Here is a 16,843-nt window from a genome sequence, read left to right as displayed (position 1 = left end):
CGAGTTTGTCGGCACCCTATCGCGGGTGTCGGTTTTCTCCAAGAGACGCCCCCTGGCCGAAGCACTCGCCGCTATGGTTGCTCGCGCGTACCTGACGCCGCCTCGCGCTGATCGGCGTCGATGAGGTCGGCCGGAACGAGGAAAGTGTCGGTGTGCTCGCGAGCAGCTTCCCGAAGGGCTGCAAGGCTGGGCACGTCGTCTCCCTCGAGGATATCGAACTCGTGGAGGATCTCGTGTTCAGCCTGAAGTCAATGGTCTTCGTGCCGATCTTCCGGGCTGCCCTCGGCTTCCCAGATTGAGTAGGCGCGAAGCCGGATCCGTTCGGTAACACAAATACCACTCCGACCATTCGGGCGGATCCTTGTTGGGATGGATTTGATGCGTCGACCGCTTCTCGCGGCGCGGTTGCTTTGGCTCACTGTCCTTAGCTCGCTCATAGGTCATAAAATACCGAGAACTTAATATCACTTGCCACGGCAGTATTTCGAAAGTGAGCGATCGCTAGCAGTTCAGGCACAGGTGAAGCGTGCTGACAAGTACGGCGACAAGCGTGGATACTCTTCATGGCATCCCTCGAAATCGAAACGCAGAAATTGGCGAGAGGGACGAACATGTTGCGCGGAGACCTTTCTGCGCGGTGCGCCCCCAGTCAGTCGCTGGAATGCCAACGTCTAGCGTGATTCATGGGCACCGGGCACGCTACCAGGATGCCCATCATCGCCTGAGATTTCAGCAAGAAACTTATTTTGAGAAGACATCGCCAGCGAACCCGATAGGCTCATACCTGTGTACGGGAGTATCTGAAATGAACTTGAAATACCGCGCTGTCGAATATCCTTCCGATTGGCAAAGCATTGCCATGGCGCTAACAATGCCACTGGCAATCGCCGCGGTTTCGTTCGGATGTCAGTTCTTCCTATAGAAGCGTTACTGGCGTCCACTCGTGCAGTGCACGTGAATCCGTTCGGCCATAGTATCCGCTGGTGCCCATCCTCCTGCGTCAGCCCGATGACACCCGCCATATCCGGTTCCCGACGCGCAGGGATAAACGGCAGTTCCCTCCGTCTTCGCCAGTCGCCATTTCGACAATGCTGACGAGCGCGCCCCGCTTCATGTGATGTCGCATGGCACCCTGTGATAAACCGAACCTCGACGCGACTTGCTCGGCGTCAACGACAAAAGTCGCCGCCCATATCCCGAATGATCTTCACGTTGCCTACCCGCCGGTGGGGTCTCAGATGCGGTCCTGAAACGGGATTTCCGCCGTATGCTTCCAGTTTACGACATCACTGCCACGGATCCGAATACGCTCATAGGGTCCGATCGTGCGCTGTTTCAATTTCGCAGCCGCTATTTCACAGATCGGTCCAATGCTCTGCTGCAACCGGCACTCGTCTGCCCTGCGGGGCGACGCAAATTCCAGCAATGCTTCGCGTTCGACGATGACGGTTCGCTGCTCGCCTTCATTCTCGAGAAGAACGACACCACCGTCTCCAGAGGATTTCAGAAATGCTGTGAGAAACCTGACAGACATGTTCGCGCTCCTTGAACAAGTATTGACCCGTCATACTTCAGAAACGGGCCAAGCTCTCGGGGCTCGGGAACGGGTCGTAACCGAGCGGTTTAGAGAGTAGCTCACATCACGCAGAAGTCTTTGAGCGAGATCAAATACGGACCGAAAGGCGCTAAGAACGGTTGCGTGGCGCAGAGCTCGCCGAGTAAGCAATTGAAGTTGGCGACCGACCTCCGCGAGCCGTGCCCCCAATTTGCCGGCAGGTCCAGAGGCTTGCCAAATGGTTATCGCGATTAGGCTCGTCACTGCTCCAGGACCATTCGGACCAGTTCGGCATGATGCGCCGCTGCGACGTCTGGATGTGATCGAAGCCTGCTTTTAAGTTGATTGATCCCAACCTCGCGGAAGATCGGATTCAACGGATCGACTGAAACTCCGCGCTCGGACCGTTTCAGCTCATCAGGTAGCTCGATGACCGGTATCGTTGCATCCGGTCGGGATCCCAGGAAGAACGCCACCGAAAAGCGCTCGACACCAGGCGGCGGGGCGACCACCTCATGAACATCCGCGCGCACGAACCCGTTCGTCGCGAGTTCCAGGAGTTCGCCAGTGTTGATCACAAATGTATCGGCCACCGGCGGCGCACTGACCCACTCCCCGTCCTCGGCACGAACACGCAAACCCGGCGTCGTGTCCTGCAGCAGCACCGTAACGAAGCCGCCGTCCTTGTGCGCGCCGACGCCCTGATCGGTCTCCGCGACATCCCGCCCCGGGTAGCGAATGATCTTGAGGAGCTGAGACGGCTGAGGTTCATAGATCTGCGCGAAGACGCCCTCGGGCTGGTCCAGTGCCGCGGCGATAGCCCTGAGAATGTCGATGCCGATGCGCGTTACTTCCGCTTGGTACGCCAGAAGAAGCGGCCGTAACTCGGGTAGCGCTTCCGGCCACTGGTTCGGCCCCTGGAGCCACTTCCATGGCGGCGAGTCCGGTCCAATGTCAGCTGCGACGGCTTCGGTGTTGATGTCGAGTTGTTCGCGCCAGTCCTGCGCACCACGCGTGCGTTCCTGCCCGGCTCTATTGTAGCCCCGGAAGTGCGGCGACTTCAGCATTTCGATCTTGAGCTTCTCCTCCATTGGGAGCGCGAAGAAACGTTTCGCAGTCGCTAAGACGTCCCCGATAAGCTCTGGATCAACGCCATGCCCTTTGAGGTAGAAGAAGCCATGGGCATGCAGAATGTGGCGGAGATCTGCGATGAAGGCCAGGCGCTCGCCGGGACCGGCGTGGAATTTCGAAAGGTCCAATGTTGGCAACATGGCCGAGGGCGCGACTGGAAAAGCTGTCGTCATTGCGGTTCCTGAAGATGGCTTCAGGTGATCATAGGCATAATGCGCACCGCGGGAACGGTGTAACCTGCGCCAGGCGCACCGTTTACGGGAAAACCATTTCGCAAGCGTAGCTTGAAGCGAAACAAATACGCGAGCAGGGGATCGGACACCTAAATTAGATGCCGGCTTCGACAAGCTGCTCGGCTCGACGAGCAACGCCGCTCAAGCCGCCTCGGTCCCAGGTGTTCACAGGTGGCGCTATCACGATCGACCGAGCATTCACCGAAAAGCAAGCGCCTTTTAGCGACGGCCTCCCCTGAGCGCCAACCGGCGGCTTCGACTCGAGTGGGGATGTTTTGCCAGCAGCGCGCGACGAACCAAAATCATACATCAGCGTTTCCCCCCCAAAAGGAGACACAGATGCGCCTGTACCGCCATGATCAGACTACTCAGAGCTTTCACCAGGACATGGTCGATGACCGGGTGGCGGAAGCTAATCAATTCATTGATCAGTTCCTGCTTTTCATAAGGGATAACGAGATCGGAAATGATCTCATCGATGAGATCGAGTTGCCCATTGCGAAAAGCATGCTCATCTCGGCATTTAGAATTTCCATTGCCGCCGAGCGCAGACCTGATATTCGCGCACTGCTCATCAAGGCGGGTCTGACCCTTGCTCAATATCGTTCCGGCCTTGGAAATCGCATTACAATGAAAAGCGTAACCCCGCATGGTCGCTTACGGCAGCCGCAATCCCACGTCTTCGAACAGCGTTTGCGTCGGGCACTCGTGGCTGTCGCCGCCGAACGAATTCAGCTTGGCGACCGTTTTCAGCGCGCGTTTGTCGAATCCTTCCACTGACAGCGGTCGGCGCGTTGTCGCAGATTGGCCGTTGGGACTATTTCTCAATCTTGCCCTGTACGGAGGCCGCGACCAGCGGAAGTGCCGCCGTTAAAAGCGGGCCGAGCGGCAAAGACCTGATCAGCCTCGTTGCGATGAACGTGCCCGCCATTGCTCCCGCGAGCTTTAACCACGGATATTGCCCGAGCTGGGCATGAGCACTGGCATCCGCCCACTCTACACGAGATTTGACGACGGTCTCGGCTTGCGCAGTAATGACATGAAGCCGACCTCGGAGATGTTCGATCTCCTGTCGAAGAGCATAAAGATCGGCTTGCACATCGTCAAACGGGCGGCTTGTTTGAGCCGTCGCTTCATCGTCAGCCATAGCCAGAGCTTCCAGCTCCGCAAGATGCGCCTGGAGCTCTTCCTCGGTGTCGGAACCAGCCGGCTGTGTAGGAGTGCTTAGTGGCATTATGATGGATCCTGTAATCGCATATTGCCGACAAAGGACAAGTCTCATGGCCGCCCCTGGTCGTTGCTGACCTCAAGTTGAATTCAACTCAGAAAGGACCTCGCTACGTTAACGCCTTATGACGCGCATGGCGAGCGACACGACAAAGAGAACCAGGAAGATGAAGAACAGGACCTGAGCGATCGATGCGGATGCACCAGCAACCCCGCCGAAGCCGAGCACGCCTGCAATCAATGCAACGACCAGGAATACCAGAGCATAGTACAGCATTTCCACCTCCGTCATTCTGATCACAAGGAAACTGTGCGGAAGGCGATTTGGTTCCGGCGAAGCAGCACTGCGAACCCGACCTAGGCTGCGGCCATCAGGCGACGGCGAGTGAAAACGCTGTCCCCGTCTCTTGGCCTTGGCGGCTCGGCTGGGGGCCTTTGAGAAGCTTTAATACGTCTGGAAAGGACAACATCACACCAACTCGCCGCGAGAAGTGCCGAAATGACAAGGAGATTCCATAAGGGGGCCAGTTCGTCGGGCGAGCGCTGGCTGCGTTCATGCAAGATCTTGAGAACTCGCGACGCCCCCTGAAGCATCGGTTGATCGACAAAATGATTAATGAAAACCACGTCGCGCTCGTCGGTCCACGCGCTACCCACACCAGCGAAATCCGGCATGAACGTGGCGCAGCCCTGCTCTTTTCGCCGGACAGCGCGTGGTTCCATATGTCTTGACGCAATGACCGAACTATGGGGCCATTCCCGGGCCAGGTCGACGCGCTTGCGCTAAGGATTGGCCAAGCGCAGCCAGCCCCACTACCGCTCCGTGGGCAAGCGACCGATTGCTTCTGTCAGAAACGGCACGCTGACGGGCTCGCGTGAACGAAGCTTGGTCTCCCCCTGGGGATCGATCAGCACTGCCTCAAATTCCTCGGGCGACGGGCCATCGAGATCGTGGCGAACCTCGTCCGCTTCTATCTCCATCACCTGGTCGAGACTGGTAAAGACACCGCCGCCGGCCACCCGAACGATGGCGATATTATGCGCGGAAAGCACATCCTGTTGGTTTTCCAGCAGTTGTTCCTGCGCCTCGGGTCGATCATCGTCCCCACCTTCGAAGAGGACAAGGACGTGGGAGGTGTTGCGGAACGCCAGAAGGCTGGGGCACGGATCGGTCGCGACAGGAGGCGCTCCGATGATCTCCCGAATAAACGATTTCAGCATGTCGTGCCTATTTAAAGCCGATAGCTCTGCGCTAGTGAGAAACGCGCTCCGGCTTTCCCTTTCGCTTCGTCGAGGCGAATTCTTCGAGCTGTCGCTCACTCATGCTCTCGACCATTTCTTTGGAAGCTCCCTTGAGCCGGCTCTTCGGTGCCTGACCACGCTTGGCCGCGAGGGCGGCGCCAGCTGCTTTCTGCTGGGCTTTGGATTTGGCGGGCATTCGTGTTCTCCTTTGCTGACCGGAATAACTTGCCTGCCGCGGCAAAGGTTCCCTTTGGATATCGGCTAGCCGGCGGAACCAATTACAATGTGCGATCGTTGCTCCTGACGCTCCCGAAGTCTCCGTCACCCTCCCCAGGCAATCATGGATAGTATTATGGAAAACCACGCAGCGGATGTTGTTCTCGCGACGCGCACTGCATTCAATCAGGCAGCTGCGCTCGCAGTCACATACGGATTTTCACTTCTCGGTGCCATCGTACTGCTGGTCGGCGGCTGGATTCTGTCAGGGGTCATCAGCCGTTCGGCATACCGCGTCATCTCGAAGATCCACGGAATCGACGAGACGCTGGCGCGCTTTTTCCAGAACCTCCTGAATTACGGACTACTCGTCCTGGTGTTTGTCACCGTCCTTGGCCAATTCGGCGTTCAGACTGCCTCGATCATCGCTGCCCTCGGTGCTGCCGGCCTTGCTATCGGCCTCGCCCTACAGGGCACGCTGCAAAACATCGCCGCAGGCATCATGCTTCTCGTGCTGCGGCCTTTCCGGGTCGGCGAATATATTGAGACAGGCAGTGTCAAAGGTTTTATCCGCGAGATCGGGCTCTTCGCTACGGAGATGAAGACGACGGACGGTCTCTACCTCATGGCTCCAAATTCGACGCTATGGAACACGCCGATCGTCAACCACAGCCGCGAGCCAAGCCGTCGCCAGGAGCTGTCAATCGCCATCGGCAACGATGCCGACCTTAGGACGGCCAAACAGGCGGTCATGAGGATCGTTTCATCCGACAAGCGCGTGAAGACGCAACCGGCCCCGCGCGTGTTCAGCGATGACCTGACGACAGATAAGACCGTCCTCAAGATCGAATATTGGGCAAACACGCGGGAGTGGACCGAAACGCGCTATGATATTATCGACCACTTGAAAGCCGGCCTCGTCGAAGAGGGATTTCTATAGAGTAATATTGCCGGCTGGCTGGCGCATAACCGGCGGCAAACTTCAGCTCCGCCTATAAGCCAAGACCGCCAGCGAAGGGGCCCTCATGGAAAAGGGCTCACTGGATCGCTAGGCTTCGGGGTGATCAACATTACTACCCGCTTGACGCCAAACCTCTCTGCTGCTCGTGCGACAATGCGAAAGCTGACATCCCAGGGCCGAGCAATTGGATTGTTGGCGGAATTTACTGGCAGTCAATGTGGGTAGGTCAATGTTTCCTGATATCGAAAGACCTGCGGGGCTCAGAGCAGTGCTTCAGGTGACGCAGGCTGGAATTCGACTGTCCCGCCATCCTCGACGCTGTTGCCCAGCCATCGCTCGTCATTGAGCCAAGCAAGTTCGTGATGGTTCGCTGGTTCCTGTCGCGCGCCACCCCCGTCCTCCATGGAAAGGGCAGGATCAAGCGCTGGTTCGGGACCAATACCGACGTCACCGCGACCCAAAAGCTGGAGGATTTCAAAGCCTGGTCATCAAGGAAATCGGCCATCGCGTAAAAACAGTCTGTCGCTGGTTTCAGCCTTGCTCAATCTCCAGGCGCAGAAATCCGGCGAAACCTCGCGTGCAGTTCTGCGTGATGCAGCCTCACGGGTCCATGCCGTAGCAACGGTACATGATCAACTGTTTCGACAACGAGATGCCCGTGAGATTGATCTGGAGCCATTCCTTTCCAACCTGGCCGGGGCGCTCGGCACGACCGGGCCCAAGCACGGGACTGTGGTCAACGTTGAGCCCGCCACAATAACGGCGGATGCTGCAATCCCGGTCGGCCTGTTCGTCAACGAGCTCATCACAAAGGTGAGGAAGGAGAGGTGTGGGTTCACGGAGAGCGTGTTGATAGCAATCAATACCGTCTGCAAGTCAGGGACCGGGGTATCGGTCTTCCGAGTGATTTCAATATAGCCGCAATCAGCGACAGCCTTGGAAATGAAGCCTGTAACCGGTCTTGCCAAACAACTCGGTGGTGAACTCACCGTTGAAGAGAGCCAATCCGCGCTAGGCTTACACTATTGTTTCCACTCAAGCCGCCAATGGGCAAATAGCTGTTTCTGCGCTTGGTGGTATTGCCGAAGTGATCGGCGGTGAATGCCATGATGCTTCGTCTTGGGATGGTAGTGCCGAAGGCCAAGGCAGCTTCGCCTCACACCAGGTGTCTCCGGCTTAAGGGGCGACGCCGCCAGGTTCATCAACGCACCTCTGCTTGCTACGGCTCAAAAACCCGAGCAAACATTCTGTCCTGGAGATGTGCTGCGCCGACGATAGACGCCGCGACAGCTATCGCGCGCTCTCGGTCAGCCGAATTGTTGATATATCCCTCAAGCAAAACAACAGGACCAATCATTTTGACGGTAATAGACGAGCTGTCGAGTTCGAGATCGGCCGACAGCGCGGCTTGCACAGATGCGATCGTCGACGCCGAGCTGTGACCGCTCGCGCAATGCTGTTCATGACTGAAGCTGTCCGAGCCGAAGTTCATGGTCGAATTCCTTTCTCTATCCTCTATGAAAACAGCCGAACGATCATTAAGTTCTAATATAGGACTTAAGTCCGAGGGCTCTTGTCCGGGAACAAGCTCTACCTCGACAAGTTCTTCCCTTGCGAAACCGCCATGCGTTGCCACCGGCTGTCTTCCCCCCAACGGCAGCCGCAAGGAGCCCGGCTTACCGGGTTCAATTTGAAGAGTCTGGAACAAACGTCGCCAGACTTGGTTTCAATGCGTTGCGATCTTGAAGTCAGTCGCGACCTGCAGCCACCTTCGCTCCCAGATGAATGCGGACAGTTAGTTGTTTGGGACAATCGTCGAAGCGATCTGCCGGTGGTCGGGTCGAACGATCCCCGCGACTTGCGCTGATGGTCCGGTGCTGACAGGGACCCAAACCCGTGCTGAGCTTGCTGCTTGACCAGCGTTCATGACCAGAGCGCCGACGATTGCTGCCATTGCAATCAGGATGACAACCAGCGGAAAGGCGACGCCTGAGGGTTTATCTTCGGGATAAATCATTCCTCAACTCCTGCGGCACCCGCTACGCTGGCACCGATGACGATCGACTGGCTTTGGGTTTTTGAAGAAAAAAGGGCGGCTTGCGCCGCCCAGAGGTCACTGAATGACCTGGATGACCTTCCGCGAAGAAGGTTCCACGATGACGCGTTCGTCATTGACGATTGCGTATGCGTACTTCGGGTTCTCGGGAACCGGGGTTACGACAACCGTTTGCGGCAGCGGCTGCCCGACGACTACCTTCTCTTTCACCACGACACGCGTGGAAGGAGCCGGAGCCTGCTGCACATAGGTTACGACCTGCTGCGGCGGCGGATCAAGAACGGTACCTGCAACGCCACCGACAATGCCGCCGACTGCTGCGCCGACTGGGCCGCCGACAATGGCGCCCGTTGCTGCGCCACCGACTGCACCTGTTACCGTGGACGACTGCGCAAACGCGCCCGTCGATGCCATGAGAACGCCGGCGGCGATACCTATTGCTTTGATATTCATCATCAAGTCCTCCTTTTGGAAGCGGGTTGTTCCGCTGCAAAAAATAACTTCCAGATGATGAGACGGTTCCGAAAATAGGACTTCAGTCGATCGATGTAAGACCTTGGTCCTATAGGCGGCTCCGTGCATGTTTAGATTTTCGTCAGAACCGGAGCCCTGCCTCCATCTTTGTTCAACAGCAGATAACTTCAATGTTCCCGCTAAGCGTAGTTCTTCAAGCTGACGATCTAGCCTTTTGCTCGGGCGCGACCTCCTGCCCGATCGCCCATAGGAACGCGGCCATTTCCCGAGCAATGGCCGTGACCGTTAGACCTTCGGCTTGCCTGCCCCCATCAGCTTGCGATACCGCGCTCAAAGCCTCAGCTGACCTTTCCACGCAAACTCTCGAACTGTTCTTGGTAATCCCTCCAGCCGCACCTGGATCCCCGAGCTTACACGCGCAGGAAAGCGATATGTCCAGGCGCCTTCGATGAGGGCTCGACGCGCCCGGCTGTTGCCCGCTTTGGTGATCCTGCCACGCTTGACCCGGTCGCCGGTTGAGCTTTCCGACGGCACAAGGCCGAGATATGCCATCAATTGACGAGGATTGTCGAAACGGCGGACATCGCCGATTTCTACCACAAAGGTGACCGCCGTCATCAACGCGACGCCACGCATCGCTTGGTAGGCGGCCACAACCGGGGCCATCGACCGGGATGCAGCAGTCTCCACCACCAGCTTGGTCAACCGATCCACACGCACGCCGGCATCTTCAATGGCTTGGCAATATTCCGCCAACAGGATGTGGTGAGCGGGATGATTGAAGGTCTGGCGCGCCAGCCATCTTGTATGGGCGCGCGTCCATGGGGTGCGACCGGTATAGATCCGGCCGTGACGCAGCAGAAAAGACTGGAGCTGCTGGCGTGCCTGCTTCAACACGCTGTTGGCAGCCTCACGAGCCCGTACGAGGTCGCGGATCGCCTCATGAGCTTCATTCGGAACCCGGACCGCGGTCAGTTCCCCCGCCCGGTGCAGGCGTGCCAGACTGACGGCATCGCGGCGGTTGGTCTTCACCCGATCGCCCGCTCGCTTGGGCACCAGCGACGGCGCCACCACCACGCAGTCATGCCCAAGTTCGATAGGCTTCATTCCTTCCGGATCGGCCCAAGAGCTGCTACGGATCACGCAGCGCGCCCGGTCGCTGCAGGGTGTTTTCGAGAAGACACGACTGATCGACACATGTCGCGACACGTCCAGTCGGGTTGCCGTTTCGGGCAGGACCCGGAAAGAGACCTTCACACACTATCGCCACAACGTGAAGACAACGAGCCTTATTGCGTACCATAGAAATTCAGGGCTGCACTGGCGTCCGTCAGGACGAGGAAGACAATCATGTCGTTAGATTAAGGGATTTTACGATACGGAGAGGTCCCTAATTCCCTTTCGAACAAGCAAAGCGGATATCAAGCCTTCGACATCGTCGAGAAAGGGGATTTATAATGGCTGACGCTTTGGGAACTTCTATCGCCCTGCATCGCCTACCAGAAGTGCTGACGGCAGAGCCCGCAAGGCTCCGGGCCCTGGCCCACCTTCTCCGCTTCCGCCGCGAGCAGGACATTTACGTCCAAGAAGAGCGCACCGACACCTGGTACCGTGTCGTTTCGGGGTCAGCCTGCAAATATCTGATGAGTACAGAGGGGCGCCGGCAGCTCGTCGACATCTACCTGCCGGGAGATCTCTTCGGATTTACTGCCCGTCTTCACCACAGATTTGCTGTCCAGGCCGTCACTGACGGGACACTGATAGCCTGCTACCCGCGCCACCGTGTAGAGGCTCTCGCCGAAGAGGACGCGGAGACGGCACTCGAAATCAGAATCCAGATCGTCGAAGCGCTGGAACGGTTGCAGGAGCAACTTCTGGTGACCACCACGATGACCGCACAGGAAAAGGTCCGGGAATTTCTGTTCTACTTTCACCGACGGCTTTCAGTGGCGACTGGCCATGGTCTCGCGTTACCCATCTCGCGCTACGATATCGCCGACATGCTCGGGATCTCCGCCGAGACAGTCTGTCGGGCCTTTAGGGACCTGCAGGAACGCGGCGTTATCTCGCTGCGGGGGCCGCGAAGCATAAGAATCAATCGAATGTGAGGTAATCCAGATGGCCGAGGAGGACGACCTAGAAAGGCGTGTCATCCGTGAGGTGGCTGCCGTATTCCATCGAGAGGAGATCCTCGAAGACGCGGTGCAGGCACTGCTTCACGCAGGATTTGATCGCTCCGACATCGACATCATGGGCGATATCGAAACCGTCCGCCGGCGCCTGGGTACGCTTTACGTGCCTTCCGAAGAAATCGCCGACGTCCCAGGCGCACCGCGTCGCGCTTACGTCACCCGCGACGATATCACTACCGCCACCGCCAGCATTGCTGGCATGCTATTCTATCTGGGCGCCGCCACGGCGGCCATCACGGTCGTTGCCTCGGGCGGAAGCTTGGCGCTGGTTGCCGCCGCAGCCGCGGCCGCTGGGACCGCCGGCGCCGGCATCGGAGCGGCGGCGATCCACCATCTCGGAAAGAAGCAGGCAGAAGACTTGGAGCTTCAGCTTATGGCGGGAGGCATTGTGGTTTGGGTGCGCGTTCAAAATCGCGAAATGGAGGAACGAGCACAGGAAGTCCTGGCTAAGTCAGGCGGTGATTCCATCCGCGTGCACGAAATCGAGATCGAAAAGCGACTGGACGATCTCCCGCTCTCAAAATTCAATCCCGACCCATGGCTCGGTAACGAGCCGCCCGCCCGCCAATGACCGAATTGGTTTGAAACTGACGACCGTCAGGGCCGGACGCCCGCTTATTCGGCAAGACTTTGCACGTGGCGCGGCAGTAACGCTTGTGCCCAATCTTGGGAGATACGGCTATGGCAGGCAAGGTGATCGGTATCGATCTGGGCACGACAAATTCCTGCGTCGCAGTGATGGAAGGGGGGCAGGCCAAAATCATCGAGAACGCAGAGGGCGGTCGTACCACCCCATCCGTCGTTGCGTTTACCAAGGATGGGGAGATTCTCGTCGGCCAGCCGGCAAAGCGCCAGGCGGTGACCAACCCCGAAAATACGATCTTTGCCGTTAAGCGTCTGATCGGCCGCCGGTACGATGATCCGATGGTGGAAAAGGACAAGAAGCTTGTCCCCTACAAGATCGTAAAAGGCGATAACGGCGATGCCTGGGTCGAGGTAGCGGGAAAGAAACATAGCCCCAGCCAGATCAGTTCCCACATCCTGGTGAAAATGAAGGAAACGGCAGAAGCCTATCTAGGCGGAAAGGTGAGTCAGGCCGTGATAACAGTACCCGCCTATTTCAACGACAGCCAGCGCCAGGCGACGAAGGATGCGGGAAAGATTGCCGGACTCGATGTGCTGCGCATCATCAATGAGCCGACCGCGGCCGCTTTGGCCTACGGGTTGGACAAGAAGGACGGCAGCAAGATCGCAGTCTACGATCTCGGGGGCGGCACATTTGATATCTCTTTGCTCGACATCGGCGATGGTGTGTTCGAAGTGAGGGCCACCAATGGTGATACGTTTCTCGGTGGCGAGGATTTCGACAAACGTATCGTCGACTGGCTGGCGGAGGAATTTCAGAAGGACCAGGGTATCGATCTGCGCAAGGACCGGCTGGCACTCCAGCGGCTGCGCGAGGCAGCAGAAAAAGCCAAAATAGAACTCTCTTCCGCCCTGGAGACGACCGTCAGCCTGCCCTTCATCACCGCCGACCAAAACGGCCCCAAGCATCTTGAAATCAAGCTTCGGCGGGCGAAACTGGAGGATCTAGTCGATGACCTCATTCGGCGCACTGAACAACCCTGCAAGGCGGCGATGAAGGATGCCAAATTAAAGCCGGCCGACATCAACGAAGCGGTTCTCGTCGGTGGCATGACGCGCATGCCCAAGGTGCAGGAAGTCGTTTCAGAAATCTTCGCCAAGGAGCCGAACAAGAGCGTCAACCCGGACGAGGTGGTTGCAATAGGCGCGGCAATCCAGGCAGGCGTGCTGCAGGGCGATGTCAAGGACGTACTGTTGCTCGACGTCACGCCGCTGTCACTTGGAATCGAAACGCTGGGCGGCGTGTTCACACGGCTGATCGAACGCAACACCACCATACCGGCAAAGAAGAGCCAGGTCTTCTCAACGGCGGAGGATAACCAGAACGCGGTCACGATCCGCGTCTTCCAGGGCGAGCGTGAGATGGCGGCCGACAACAAGCTGCTCGGCCAGTTCGATCTCGTCGGGATCCCGCCCGCGCCACGTGGAACGCCGCAGATCGAGGTCACCTTCGACATCGACGCCAATGGTATCGTTAATGTGACGGCAAAGGACAAGGCCACTGGCAAGGAGCAGCAGATCAAGATCCAGGCCTCCGGCGGATTGTCGCAGGCCGATATCGACCGAATGGTGAAGGAGGCCGAGGCAAATGCGGAGGCCGACAAGAAGCGGCGTGCTTTGGTCGAAGCGCGCAATCAGGCAGACGCGCAGATCGGGACCAGCCAGAAAGCGCTGGACGAAGCGAAGGACAAGGCTCCATCCGCGGACAGGGCACCCGTTGAGAAGGCAATCGACGAGCTGAAGTCGGCAATCGCTGGGGAATCGGTTGAAGAGATCGAGGCGAAGAGCAAGGCCTTGCAGATCGCATCGGTGAATTTCGGAGCCAAAGTGCATGAGGCTTCGAGCACCTCGCCCTCCGGGTCCGGGGACCCGTCGGGCACCACATCAGGCGATGATGTCGTCGATGCCGATTTCGAGGAAGTCGACAACAAGGACGGGCAGCGCCATGGCTGACACGGACCATAAACAAAAGCCCAGGCCAAAACCTGCAGAATCTGGACCCGTTGTCGATACCCCGGCCTCGGAAACCGTGGCTGACCAAGGTTCATCCGCGGTGCTCCAGGCGGAACTCGCCGAGACAAAGGATAAGCTGCTGCGCGCCCTGGCCGAGCAGCAGAACATCCGTCAGCAAATGCAGCGCCAGCGCGAGGAGGCGGTGAAGTTTGCCGCCTCGCAACTGACGGGAGACCTGCTTGATACGCTCGACAATCTGCGGCGCGCGATCGAAAGTGCGCCGCGAGAGGATTCGGACCGCGACGCGATCGATCCAGTGCTGAAGGGCGTGGAGGCCACCGAAGCCAACCTGCTGGCGACGCTCTCACGCCATGGATTGCAACGCATCGATCCGCTCGGCTCGGCTTTCGACCCGCACGTTCATCACGCCATTCGCCAGCATTCCGACACGACAGCCGCGGAAGGCACCATCGTCGAGGTGCTTCAGCCAGGCTACATGCTTCACGGTCGGGTGCTTCGTCCTGCGATGGTCGGTGTTGCCGTAAATGGCCAGCAAAGATAGCGGGACGGCTACAACTTGAATCGGTTGGCATCCAGGCCATCCCCGTTGAACCCTGGAGGAGGCAGTCGGCTTTCCGCTTTCCATATTGTTTCAACGGAGTGCGCGCGATCTAAGCATGGTGAGCTTCCTCAACTCTTGTGCGTCAGTCACGACGTGGCGCCGGATGCCTAGTGGCTGGGTCTCCAGCGCCTCGATGAGATTATTGCACGCGAAGCGGAGACTATGGAGCTGATCAAGCAGATCCAGCACCACATCGATACCCTCGTCGTTGATACCCATTTCATTTGTCAGATCGGCTATCAGCTCGGCTCGTGCGACGTCCACATCCTTAAACATTGTTTTTCCGTCGATTGTGAACGGCGATATCCAGCTCCGGTCGATGAAGACCCCCAGCCGTGCCATATCGATTTGAAGAAGGAACGCAAATTCCCGATCGTCCATGATCTACACTCCCATCCCTTGCCTGGGATTGTATCTCTTGCCGACCGACCAGCCGGCCACGAAGGTCTTTAGTTCGGTGTCCGGTCTTTCCGGGAGCACGATTTTCAGCGTGGCGTAGACGTCGCCCCGGGTACCGCTTCTCCGAGGCACACCCTTTCCCTTCATACGCAGCGTCCTGCCGCTTGACGAGTTCTCGGGCACGATCGCTAGCACCGGGCCGGCCGGCGTCGGCACCTTGACCTTGCCGCCGAGCACCGCCTCATTGAGCGTGATCGGGAGGTCGAGGCGGATGTCATCACCCTCGCGGCGGAAGAAAGGATGTGGACGAATGTGGAGCTCGATCAGCGCGTCACCCGCCTCCGCGCCCCCTTCGCCAGCACCGCCCTTGCCACGCAGTCTGAGAGTCTGACCGTCGCGCGCGCCAGGCGGAATACGGATTTCGAGCGTCTGTCCGTCGGATAGTGTAACCTGGCGTATGCCGCCATTGATTGCATCGAGAAAGTCGACCTCCATAGTGTACCGGGCGTCCGCGCCGGACATGCGGAAACCCGAACGCCCGCGGCGGGAGAAAAATTCGGAAAATATGTCGTCGCCACCAAAGTCCGCGAATCCTGCGCCGTTCTCGTGAGTACTGCCGCGGGCGCCGGCATCTGCGAAGTCGCGGTAGTATCGACGTTCGGGCTTCTCAGCGCCCGTCGAATCGATCTCGCCGCTATCGAAACGGCGGCGTTTGTCTTCATCGCGCAGAATCTCGTAGGCTGCGGACAGATCTTTGAAGTCCTGTTCAGCCTGCTTGTTTCCAGGGTTGAGATCAGGATGCAGCTTCTTTGCCCTGCGGCGATAGGCCCGCTGGATGTCGTTCTGCGACGCGTCGCGCTTGACGCCAAGGATCTCGTAGGGATCGCGGTCGCTCATTGCCATCGATGCAGACCTGTCCTTCGTGAATGCTCCCTCGGCGGGAGGAAGACCGCTGATGAACTAAGCCAAAACGACAAAAGCAGTTACACGGATTTTTCCAACTTTAAACTGACGGTCATCAATGTCACCTCGGCGGCACGGATGCACCTTGTGGAGACATCGAAGCTTCATCCGACATAAAAAGGGAGATCGGCATGCTGCACAATATCGAGAACACGGGAAGATGGTTAGACCCGCTGCGCCAGATGCGGTCCGCACAAACTGACATGAGCCGTCTGTTTGACAATCTCCGGCTGGCGGCGGCTCCTGAGTTCCCCTTGATGAACATCTGGGCCGGGGCTGACGGAGCGGTGATCACGGCCGAGATACCTGGCGTGATACCAGAAGAACTGGATATCTCCGTCCATCAGAACACGGTTACTCTGCGTGGCAGGCGACCCGCCGAGCCGCTCGCAGACGCAGTTGTCCACCGCCAGGAACGCACCACCGGCGCGTTCGCCCGAAACCTCGTCCTGCCATTCCGCGTCGACGGCGACCGTGCGACGGCGAAGTTCAAGCAAGGTGTGCTCCGCCTGGATCTGCCCCGCCCGGATGCGGACAGGCCGCACAAGATAACAGTCAACCGCTCCTGAGGAGAACGCCGCAATGGCCGACCAGCAAACCAACGGGACAGTGCCCGCCGAAGCCACCCGGACAGAGCCTGTCTTCACCCCGCCGACCGACATAGTTGAGGACCCGAAAGGCGTCCGGTTGTTGCTCGACATGCCGGGCGCGGATCCAGACAGCCTCGACGTCACACTTGACCAACGTGTCTTGCGGGTCTCAGCGCGATCAGTCTCCAGTGCGCCTGAAGGTTATGCGCTGGTACATGCCGAGTATCGCGATGGAAACTATGAACGCAGCTTCACGGTCTCCGAGCCTATCGAGACAACGAAAATCGAGGCCGTGTTTCGGGACGGCGTGCTTAAACTTACACTGCCGAAAGCGGCGCCTTCGCCAGCCGCCAAGATCAGCGTCAAGGCAGGATGAGGGAGGTT

General features: G+C 58.4%; 23 protein-coding genes and 2 pseudogenes. 11 read left to right on the top strand and 14 right to left on the bottom strand.

Annotated elements, in window-relative coordinates; genetic code table 11:
- Positions 1 to 71: 71 nt before the first annotated feature.
- From FHT77_RS31170 to FHT77_RS29045, 4 genes and pseudogenes are all read right to left on the bottom strand, one after another.
- Positions 72 to 323: pseudogene (locus FHT77_RS31170) on the bottom strand (DUF2934 domain-containing protein); the annotation flags it as partial.
- A gap of 677 nt (positions 324 to 1,000) precedes the next feature.
- A complete protein-coding gene (locus FHT77_RS32365; RefSeq protein WP_405049322.1) occupies positions 1,001 to 1,195 on the bottom strand; it encodes a DUF6522 family protein in 195 nt (64 codons plus the stop codon).
- Positions 1,196 to 1,234: 39 nt separating this feature from the next.
- Entirely contained in the window at positions 1,235 to 1,534 is a 300-nt protein-coding gene (locus FHT77_RS29050; RefSeq protein WP_183758861.1) for a hypothetical protein, read from the bottom strand.
- A gap of 281 nt (positions 1,535 to 1,815) precedes the next feature.
- The gene (locus FHT77_RS29045) at positions 1,816 to 2,859 is read right to left on the bottom strand and encodes an isopenicillin N synthase family dioxygenase (protein ID WP_183758859.1); all 1,044 of its coding nucleotides are present in this window, start codon (positions 2,857 to 2,859) and stop codon (positions 1,816 to 1,818) included.
- Positions 2,860 to 3,258: 399 nt separating this feature from the next.
- On the opposite strand from FHT77_RS29045, the gene FHT77_RS29040 reads away from it, so the two are divergent.
- Positions 3,259 to 3,699 (top strand): hypothetical protein, encoded by a 441-nt coding sequence (locus FHT77_RS29040; protein ID WP_183758857.1) that lies wholly within the window; start codon positions 3,259 to 3,261, stop codon positions 3,697 to 3,699.
- Between the two features lie 37 nt (positions 3,700 to 3,736).
- On the opposite strand, the gene FHT77_RS29035 is transcribed toward FHT77_RS29040, so the two are convergent.
- Together FHT77_RS29035 and FHT77_RS29030 are read right to left on the bottom strand one after the other, a co-directional pair.
- On the bottom strand, positions 3,737 to 4,066 hold the full coding sequence (locus FHT77_RS29035) for a hypothetical protein (RefSeq protein ID WP_405049319.1): 330 nt from the start codon (positions 4,064 to 4,066) through the stop codon (positions 3,737 to 3,739).
- A gap of 195 nt (positions 4,067 to 4,261) precedes the next feature.
- Positions 4,262 to 4,423, bottom strand: a complete 162-nt coding sequence (locus tag FHT77_RS29030) for a DUF1328 domain-containing protein (RefSeq protein ID WP_183758856.1) — start codon at positions 4,421 to 4,423, stop codon at positions 4,262 to 4,264.
- Between the two features lie 278 nt (positions 4,424 to 4,701).
- On the opposite strand from FHT77_RS29030, the gene FHT77_RS29025 reads away from it, so the two are divergent.
- Positions 4,702 to 4,878, top strand: a complete 177-nt coding sequence (locus FHT77_RS29025) for a hypothetical protein (RefSeq protein ID WP_183758854.1) — start codon at positions 4,702 to 4,704, stop codon at positions 4,876 to 4,878.
- 81 nt (positions 4,879 to 4,959) lie between these two features.
- On the opposite strand, the gene FHT77_RS29020 is transcribed toward FHT77_RS29025, so the two are convergent.
- Both FHT77_RS29020 and FHT77_RS29015 read right to left on the bottom strand, forming a co-directional pair.
- Positions 4,960 to 5,367, bottom strand: a complete 408-nt coding sequence (locus tag FHT77_RS29020; protein ID WP_183758853.1) for a DUF4174 domain-containing protein — start codon at positions 5,365 to 5,367, stop codon at positions 4,960 to 4,962.
- 31 nt (positions 5,368 to 5,398) lie between these two features.
- The gene (locus FHT77_RS29015) at positions 5,399 to 5,584 is read right to left on the bottom strand and encodes a DUF3008 family protein (RefSeq protein ID WP_183758851.1); all 186 of its coding nucleotides are present in this window, start codon (positions 5,582 to 5,584) and stop codon (positions 5,399 to 5,401) included.
- 156 nt (positions 5,585 to 5,740) lie between these two features.
- On the opposite strand from FHT77_RS29015, the gene FHT77_RS29010 reads away from it, so the two are divergent.
- The 3 genes from FHT77_RS29010 to FHT77_RS29000 all read left to right on the top strand — a co-directional run bounded on the left by FHT77_RS29010 (position 5,741) and on the right by FHT77_RS29000 (position 7,483).
- A complete protein-coding gene (locus FHT77_RS29010) occupies positions 5,741 to 6,544 on the top strand; it encodes a mechanosensitive ion channel family protein (RefSeq protein ID WP_183758849.1) in 804 nt (267 codons plus the stop codon).
- Positions 6,545 to 6,927: 383 nt separating this feature from the next.
- Positions 6,928 to 7,077, top strand: a complete 150-nt coding sequence (locus FHT77_RS29005; RefSeq protein ID WP_183758847.1) for a hypothetical protein — start codon at positions 6,928 to 6,930, stop codon at positions 7,075 to 7,077.
- Positions 7,037 to 7,483, top strand: a complete 447-nt coding sequence (locus tag FHT77_RS29000; protein WP_312859791.1) for a sensor histidine kinase — start codon at positions 7,037 to 7,039, stop codon at positions 7,481 to 7,483. Before FHT77_RS29005 ends, FHT77_RS29000 begins: the two co-directional genes overlap by 41 nt.
- Before the next feature lie 301 nt (positions 7,484 to 7,784).
- On the opposite strand, the gene FHT77_RS28995 is transcribed toward FHT77_RS29000, so the two are convergent.
- The 4 genes and pseudogenes from FHT77_RS28995 to FHT77_RS28980 form a co-directional block, all read right to left on the bottom strand.
- The gene (locus FHT77_RS28995) at positions 7,785 to 8,057 is read right to left on the bottom strand and encodes a BON domain-containing protein (protein WP_183758843.1); all 273 of its coding nucleotides are present in this window, start codon (positions 8,055 to 8,057) and stop codon (positions 7,785 to 7,787) included.
- A 303-nt stretch (positions 8,058 to 8,360) separates the two neighbouring features.
- Entirely contained in the window at positions 8,361 to 8,582 is a 222-nt protein-coding gene (locus FHT77_RS28990) for a hypothetical protein (RefSeq protein WP_183758953.1), read from the bottom strand.
- 96 nt (positions 8,583 to 8,678) lie between these two features.
- The gene (locus FHT77_RS28985) at positions 8,679 to 9,074 is read right to left on the bottom strand and encodes a DUF1236 domain-containing protein (RefSeq protein WP_183758945.1); all 396 of its coding nucleotides are present in this window, start codon (positions 9,072 to 9,074) and stop codon (positions 8,679 to 8,681) included.
- Between the two features lie 214 nt (positions 9,075 to 9,288).
- Positions 9,289 to 10,184, bottom strand: a pseudogene (locus FHT77_RS28980) (IS110 family transposase); the annotation flags it as partial.
- 368 nt (positions 10,185 to 10,552) lie between these two features.
- Between FHT77_RS28980 and FHT77_RS28975 the strand changes: the two are divergent.
- The 4 genes from FHT77_RS28975 (at position 10,553) to FHT77_RS28960 (ending at position 14,447) form a co-directional block, all read left to right on the top strand.
- Positions 10,553 to 11,203, top strand: a complete 651-nt coding sequence (locus tag FHT77_RS28975) for a helix-turn-helix domain-containing protein (protein WP_183758841.1) — start codon at positions 10,553 to 10,555, stop codon at positions 11,201 to 11,203.
- 10 nt (positions 11,204 to 11,213) lie between these two features.
- A complete protein-coding gene (locus FHT77_RS28970; RefSeq protein WP_183758839.1) occupies positions 11,214 to 11,858 on the top strand; it encodes a hypothetical protein in 645 nt (214 codons plus the stop codon).
- A 110-nt stretch (positions 11,859 to 11,968) separates the two neighbouring features.
- The gene (gene dnaK / locus FHT77_RS28965) at positions 11,969 to 13,885 is read left to right on the top strand and encodes a molecular chaperone DnaK (RefSeq protein ID WP_183758838.1); all 1,917 of its coding nucleotides are present in this window, start codon (positions 11,969 to 11,971) and stop codon (positions 13,883 to 13,885) included.
- Between the two features lie 76 nt (positions 13,886 to 13,961).
- On the top strand, positions 13,962 to 14,447 hold the full coding sequence (locus FHT77_RS28960; RefSeq protein WP_312859790.1) for a nucleotide exchange factor GrpE: 486 nt from the start codon (positions 13,962 to 13,964) through the stop codon (positions 14,445 to 14,447).
- A gap of 90 nt (positions 14,448 to 14,537) precedes the next feature.
- Here FHT77_RS28960 and FHT77_RS28955 read toward each other — a convergent pair whose 3' ends face one another.
- Positions 14,538 to 14,888, bottom strand: coding sequence for a chaperone modulator CbpM (locus tag FHT77_RS28955; RefSeq protein ID WP_183758834.1), 351 nt, complete (start codon positions 14,886 to 14,888; stop codon positions 14,538 to 14,540).
- Positions 14,889 to 14,891: 3 nt separating this feature from the next.
- Positions 14,892 to 15,809 (bottom strand): DnaJ C-terminal domain-containing protein, encoded by a 918-nt coding sequence (locus FHT77_RS28950; protein WP_183758832.1) that lies wholly within the window; start codon positions 15,807 to 15,809, stop codon positions 14,892 to 14,894.
- A 191-nt stretch (positions 15,810 to 16,000) separates the two neighbouring features.
- On the opposite strand from FHT77_RS28950, the gene FHT77_RS28945 reads away from it, so the two are divergent.
- Positions 16,001 to 16,438, top strand: coding sequence for an Hsp20/alpha crystallin family protein (locus tag FHT77_RS28945; RefSeq protein WP_183758831.1), 438 nt, complete (start codon positions 16,001 to 16,003; stop codon positions 16,436 to 16,438).
- Positions 16,439 to 16,451: 13 nt separating this feature from the next.
- Positions 16,452 to 16,835: an Hsp20/alpha crystallin family protein gene (locus FHT77_RS28940; RefSeq protein WP_183758829.1), complete on the top strand. Its 384-nt coding sequence runs from the start codon at positions 16,452 to 16,454 to the stop codon at positions 16,833 to 16,835.
- Positions 16,836 to 16,843 lie beyond the last annotated feature (8 nt).

Origin of the sequence: Rhizobium sp. BK181 (assembly GCF_014193305.1) — a bacterium.
Lineage (GTDB): Bacteria > Pseudomonadota > Alphaproteobacteria > Rhizobiales > Rhizobiaceae > Rhizobium.
This window is presented reverse-complemented; position numbering and strand designations above follow the sequence as displayed.

Excerpts from the sequence above, each read along its gene's own strand:
- FHT77_RS29050 (WP_183758861.1), bottom strand. The coding sequence starts at position 1,534 with ATGTCTGTCAGGTTTCTCACAGCATTTCTGAAATCCTCTGGAGACGGT.
- FHT77_RS29045 (WP_183758859.1), bottom strand. The coding sequence starts at position 2,859 with ATGACGACAGCTTTTCCAGTCGCGCCCTCGGCCATGTTGCCAACATTG.
- FHT77_RS29040 (WP_183758857.1), top strand. The coding sequence starts at position 3,259 with ATGCGCCTGTACCGCCATGATCAGACTACTCAGAGCTTTCACCAGGAC.
- FHT77_RS29035 (WP_405049319.1), bottom strand. The coding sequence starts at position 4,066 with ATGGCTGACGATGAAGCGACGGCTCAAACAAGCCGCCCGTTTGACGAT.
- FHT77_RS29030 (WP_183758856.1), bottom strand. The coding sequence starts at position 4,423 with ATGCTGTACTATGCTCTGGTATTCCTGGTCGTTGCATTGATTGCAGGC.
- FHT77_RS29025 (WP_183758854.1), top strand. The coding sequence starts at position 4,702 with ATGCAAGATCTTGAGAACTCGCGACGCCCCCTGAAGCATCGGTTGATC.
- FHT77_RS29020 (WP_183758853.1), bottom strand. The coding sequence starts at position 5,367 with ATGCTGAAATCGTTTATTCGGGAGATCATCGGAGCGCCTCCTGTCGCG.
- FHT77_RS29015 (WP_183758851.1), bottom strand. The coding sequence starts at position 5,584 with ATGCCCGCCAAATCCAAAGCCCAGCAGAAAGCAGCTGGCGCCGCCCTC.
- FHT77_RS29010 (WP_183758849.1), top strand. The coding sequence starts at position 5,741 with ATGGAAAACCACGCAGCGGATGTTGTTCTCGCGACGCGCACTGCATTC.
- FHT77_RS29005 (WP_183758847.1), top strand. The coding sequence starts at position 6,928 with ATGGTTCGCTGGTTCCTGTCGCGCGCCACCCCCGTCCTCCATGGAAAG.
- FHT77_RS28995 (WP_183758843.1), bottom strand. The coding sequence starts at position 8,057 with ATGAACTTCGGCTCGGACAGCTTCAGTCATGAACAGCATTGCGCGAGC.
- FHT77_RS28990 (WP_183758953.1), bottom strand. The coding sequence starts at position 8,582 with ATGATTTATCCCGAAGATAAACCCTCAGGCGTCGCCTTTCCGCTGGTT.
- FHT77_RS28985 (WP_183758945.1), bottom strand. The coding sequence starts at position 9,074 with ATGAATATCAAAGCAATAGGTATCGCCGCCGGCGTTCTCATGGCATCG.
- FHT77_RS28975 (WP_183758841.1), top strand. The coding sequence starts at position 10,553 with ATGGCTGACGCTTTGGGAACTTCTATCGCCCTGCATCGCCTACCAGAA.
- FHT77_RS28970 (WP_183758839.1), top strand. The coding sequence starts at position 11,214 with ATGGCCGAGGAGGACGACCTAGAAAGGCGTGTCATCCGTGAGGTGGCT.
- dnaK (WP_183758838.1), top strand. The coding sequence starts at position 11,969 with ATGGCAGGCAAGGTGATCGGTATCGATCTGGGCACGACAAATTCCTGC.
- FHT77_RS28955 (WP_183758834.1), bottom strand. The coding sequence starts at position 14,888 with ATGGACGATCGGGAATTTGCGTTCCTTCTTCAAATCGATATGGCACGG.
- FHT77_RS28950 (WP_183758832.1), bottom strand. The coding sequence starts at position 15,809 with ATGGCAATGAGCGACCGCGATCCCTACGAGATCCTTGGCGTCAAGCGC.
- FHT77_RS28945 (WP_183758831.1), top strand. The coding sequence starts at position 16,001 with ATGCTGCACAATATCGAGAACACGGGAAGATGGTTAGACCCGCTGCGC.
- FHT77_RS28940 (WP_183758829.1), top strand. The coding sequence starts at position 16,452 with ATGGCCGACCAGCAAACCAACGGGACAGTGCCCGCCGAAGCCACCCGG.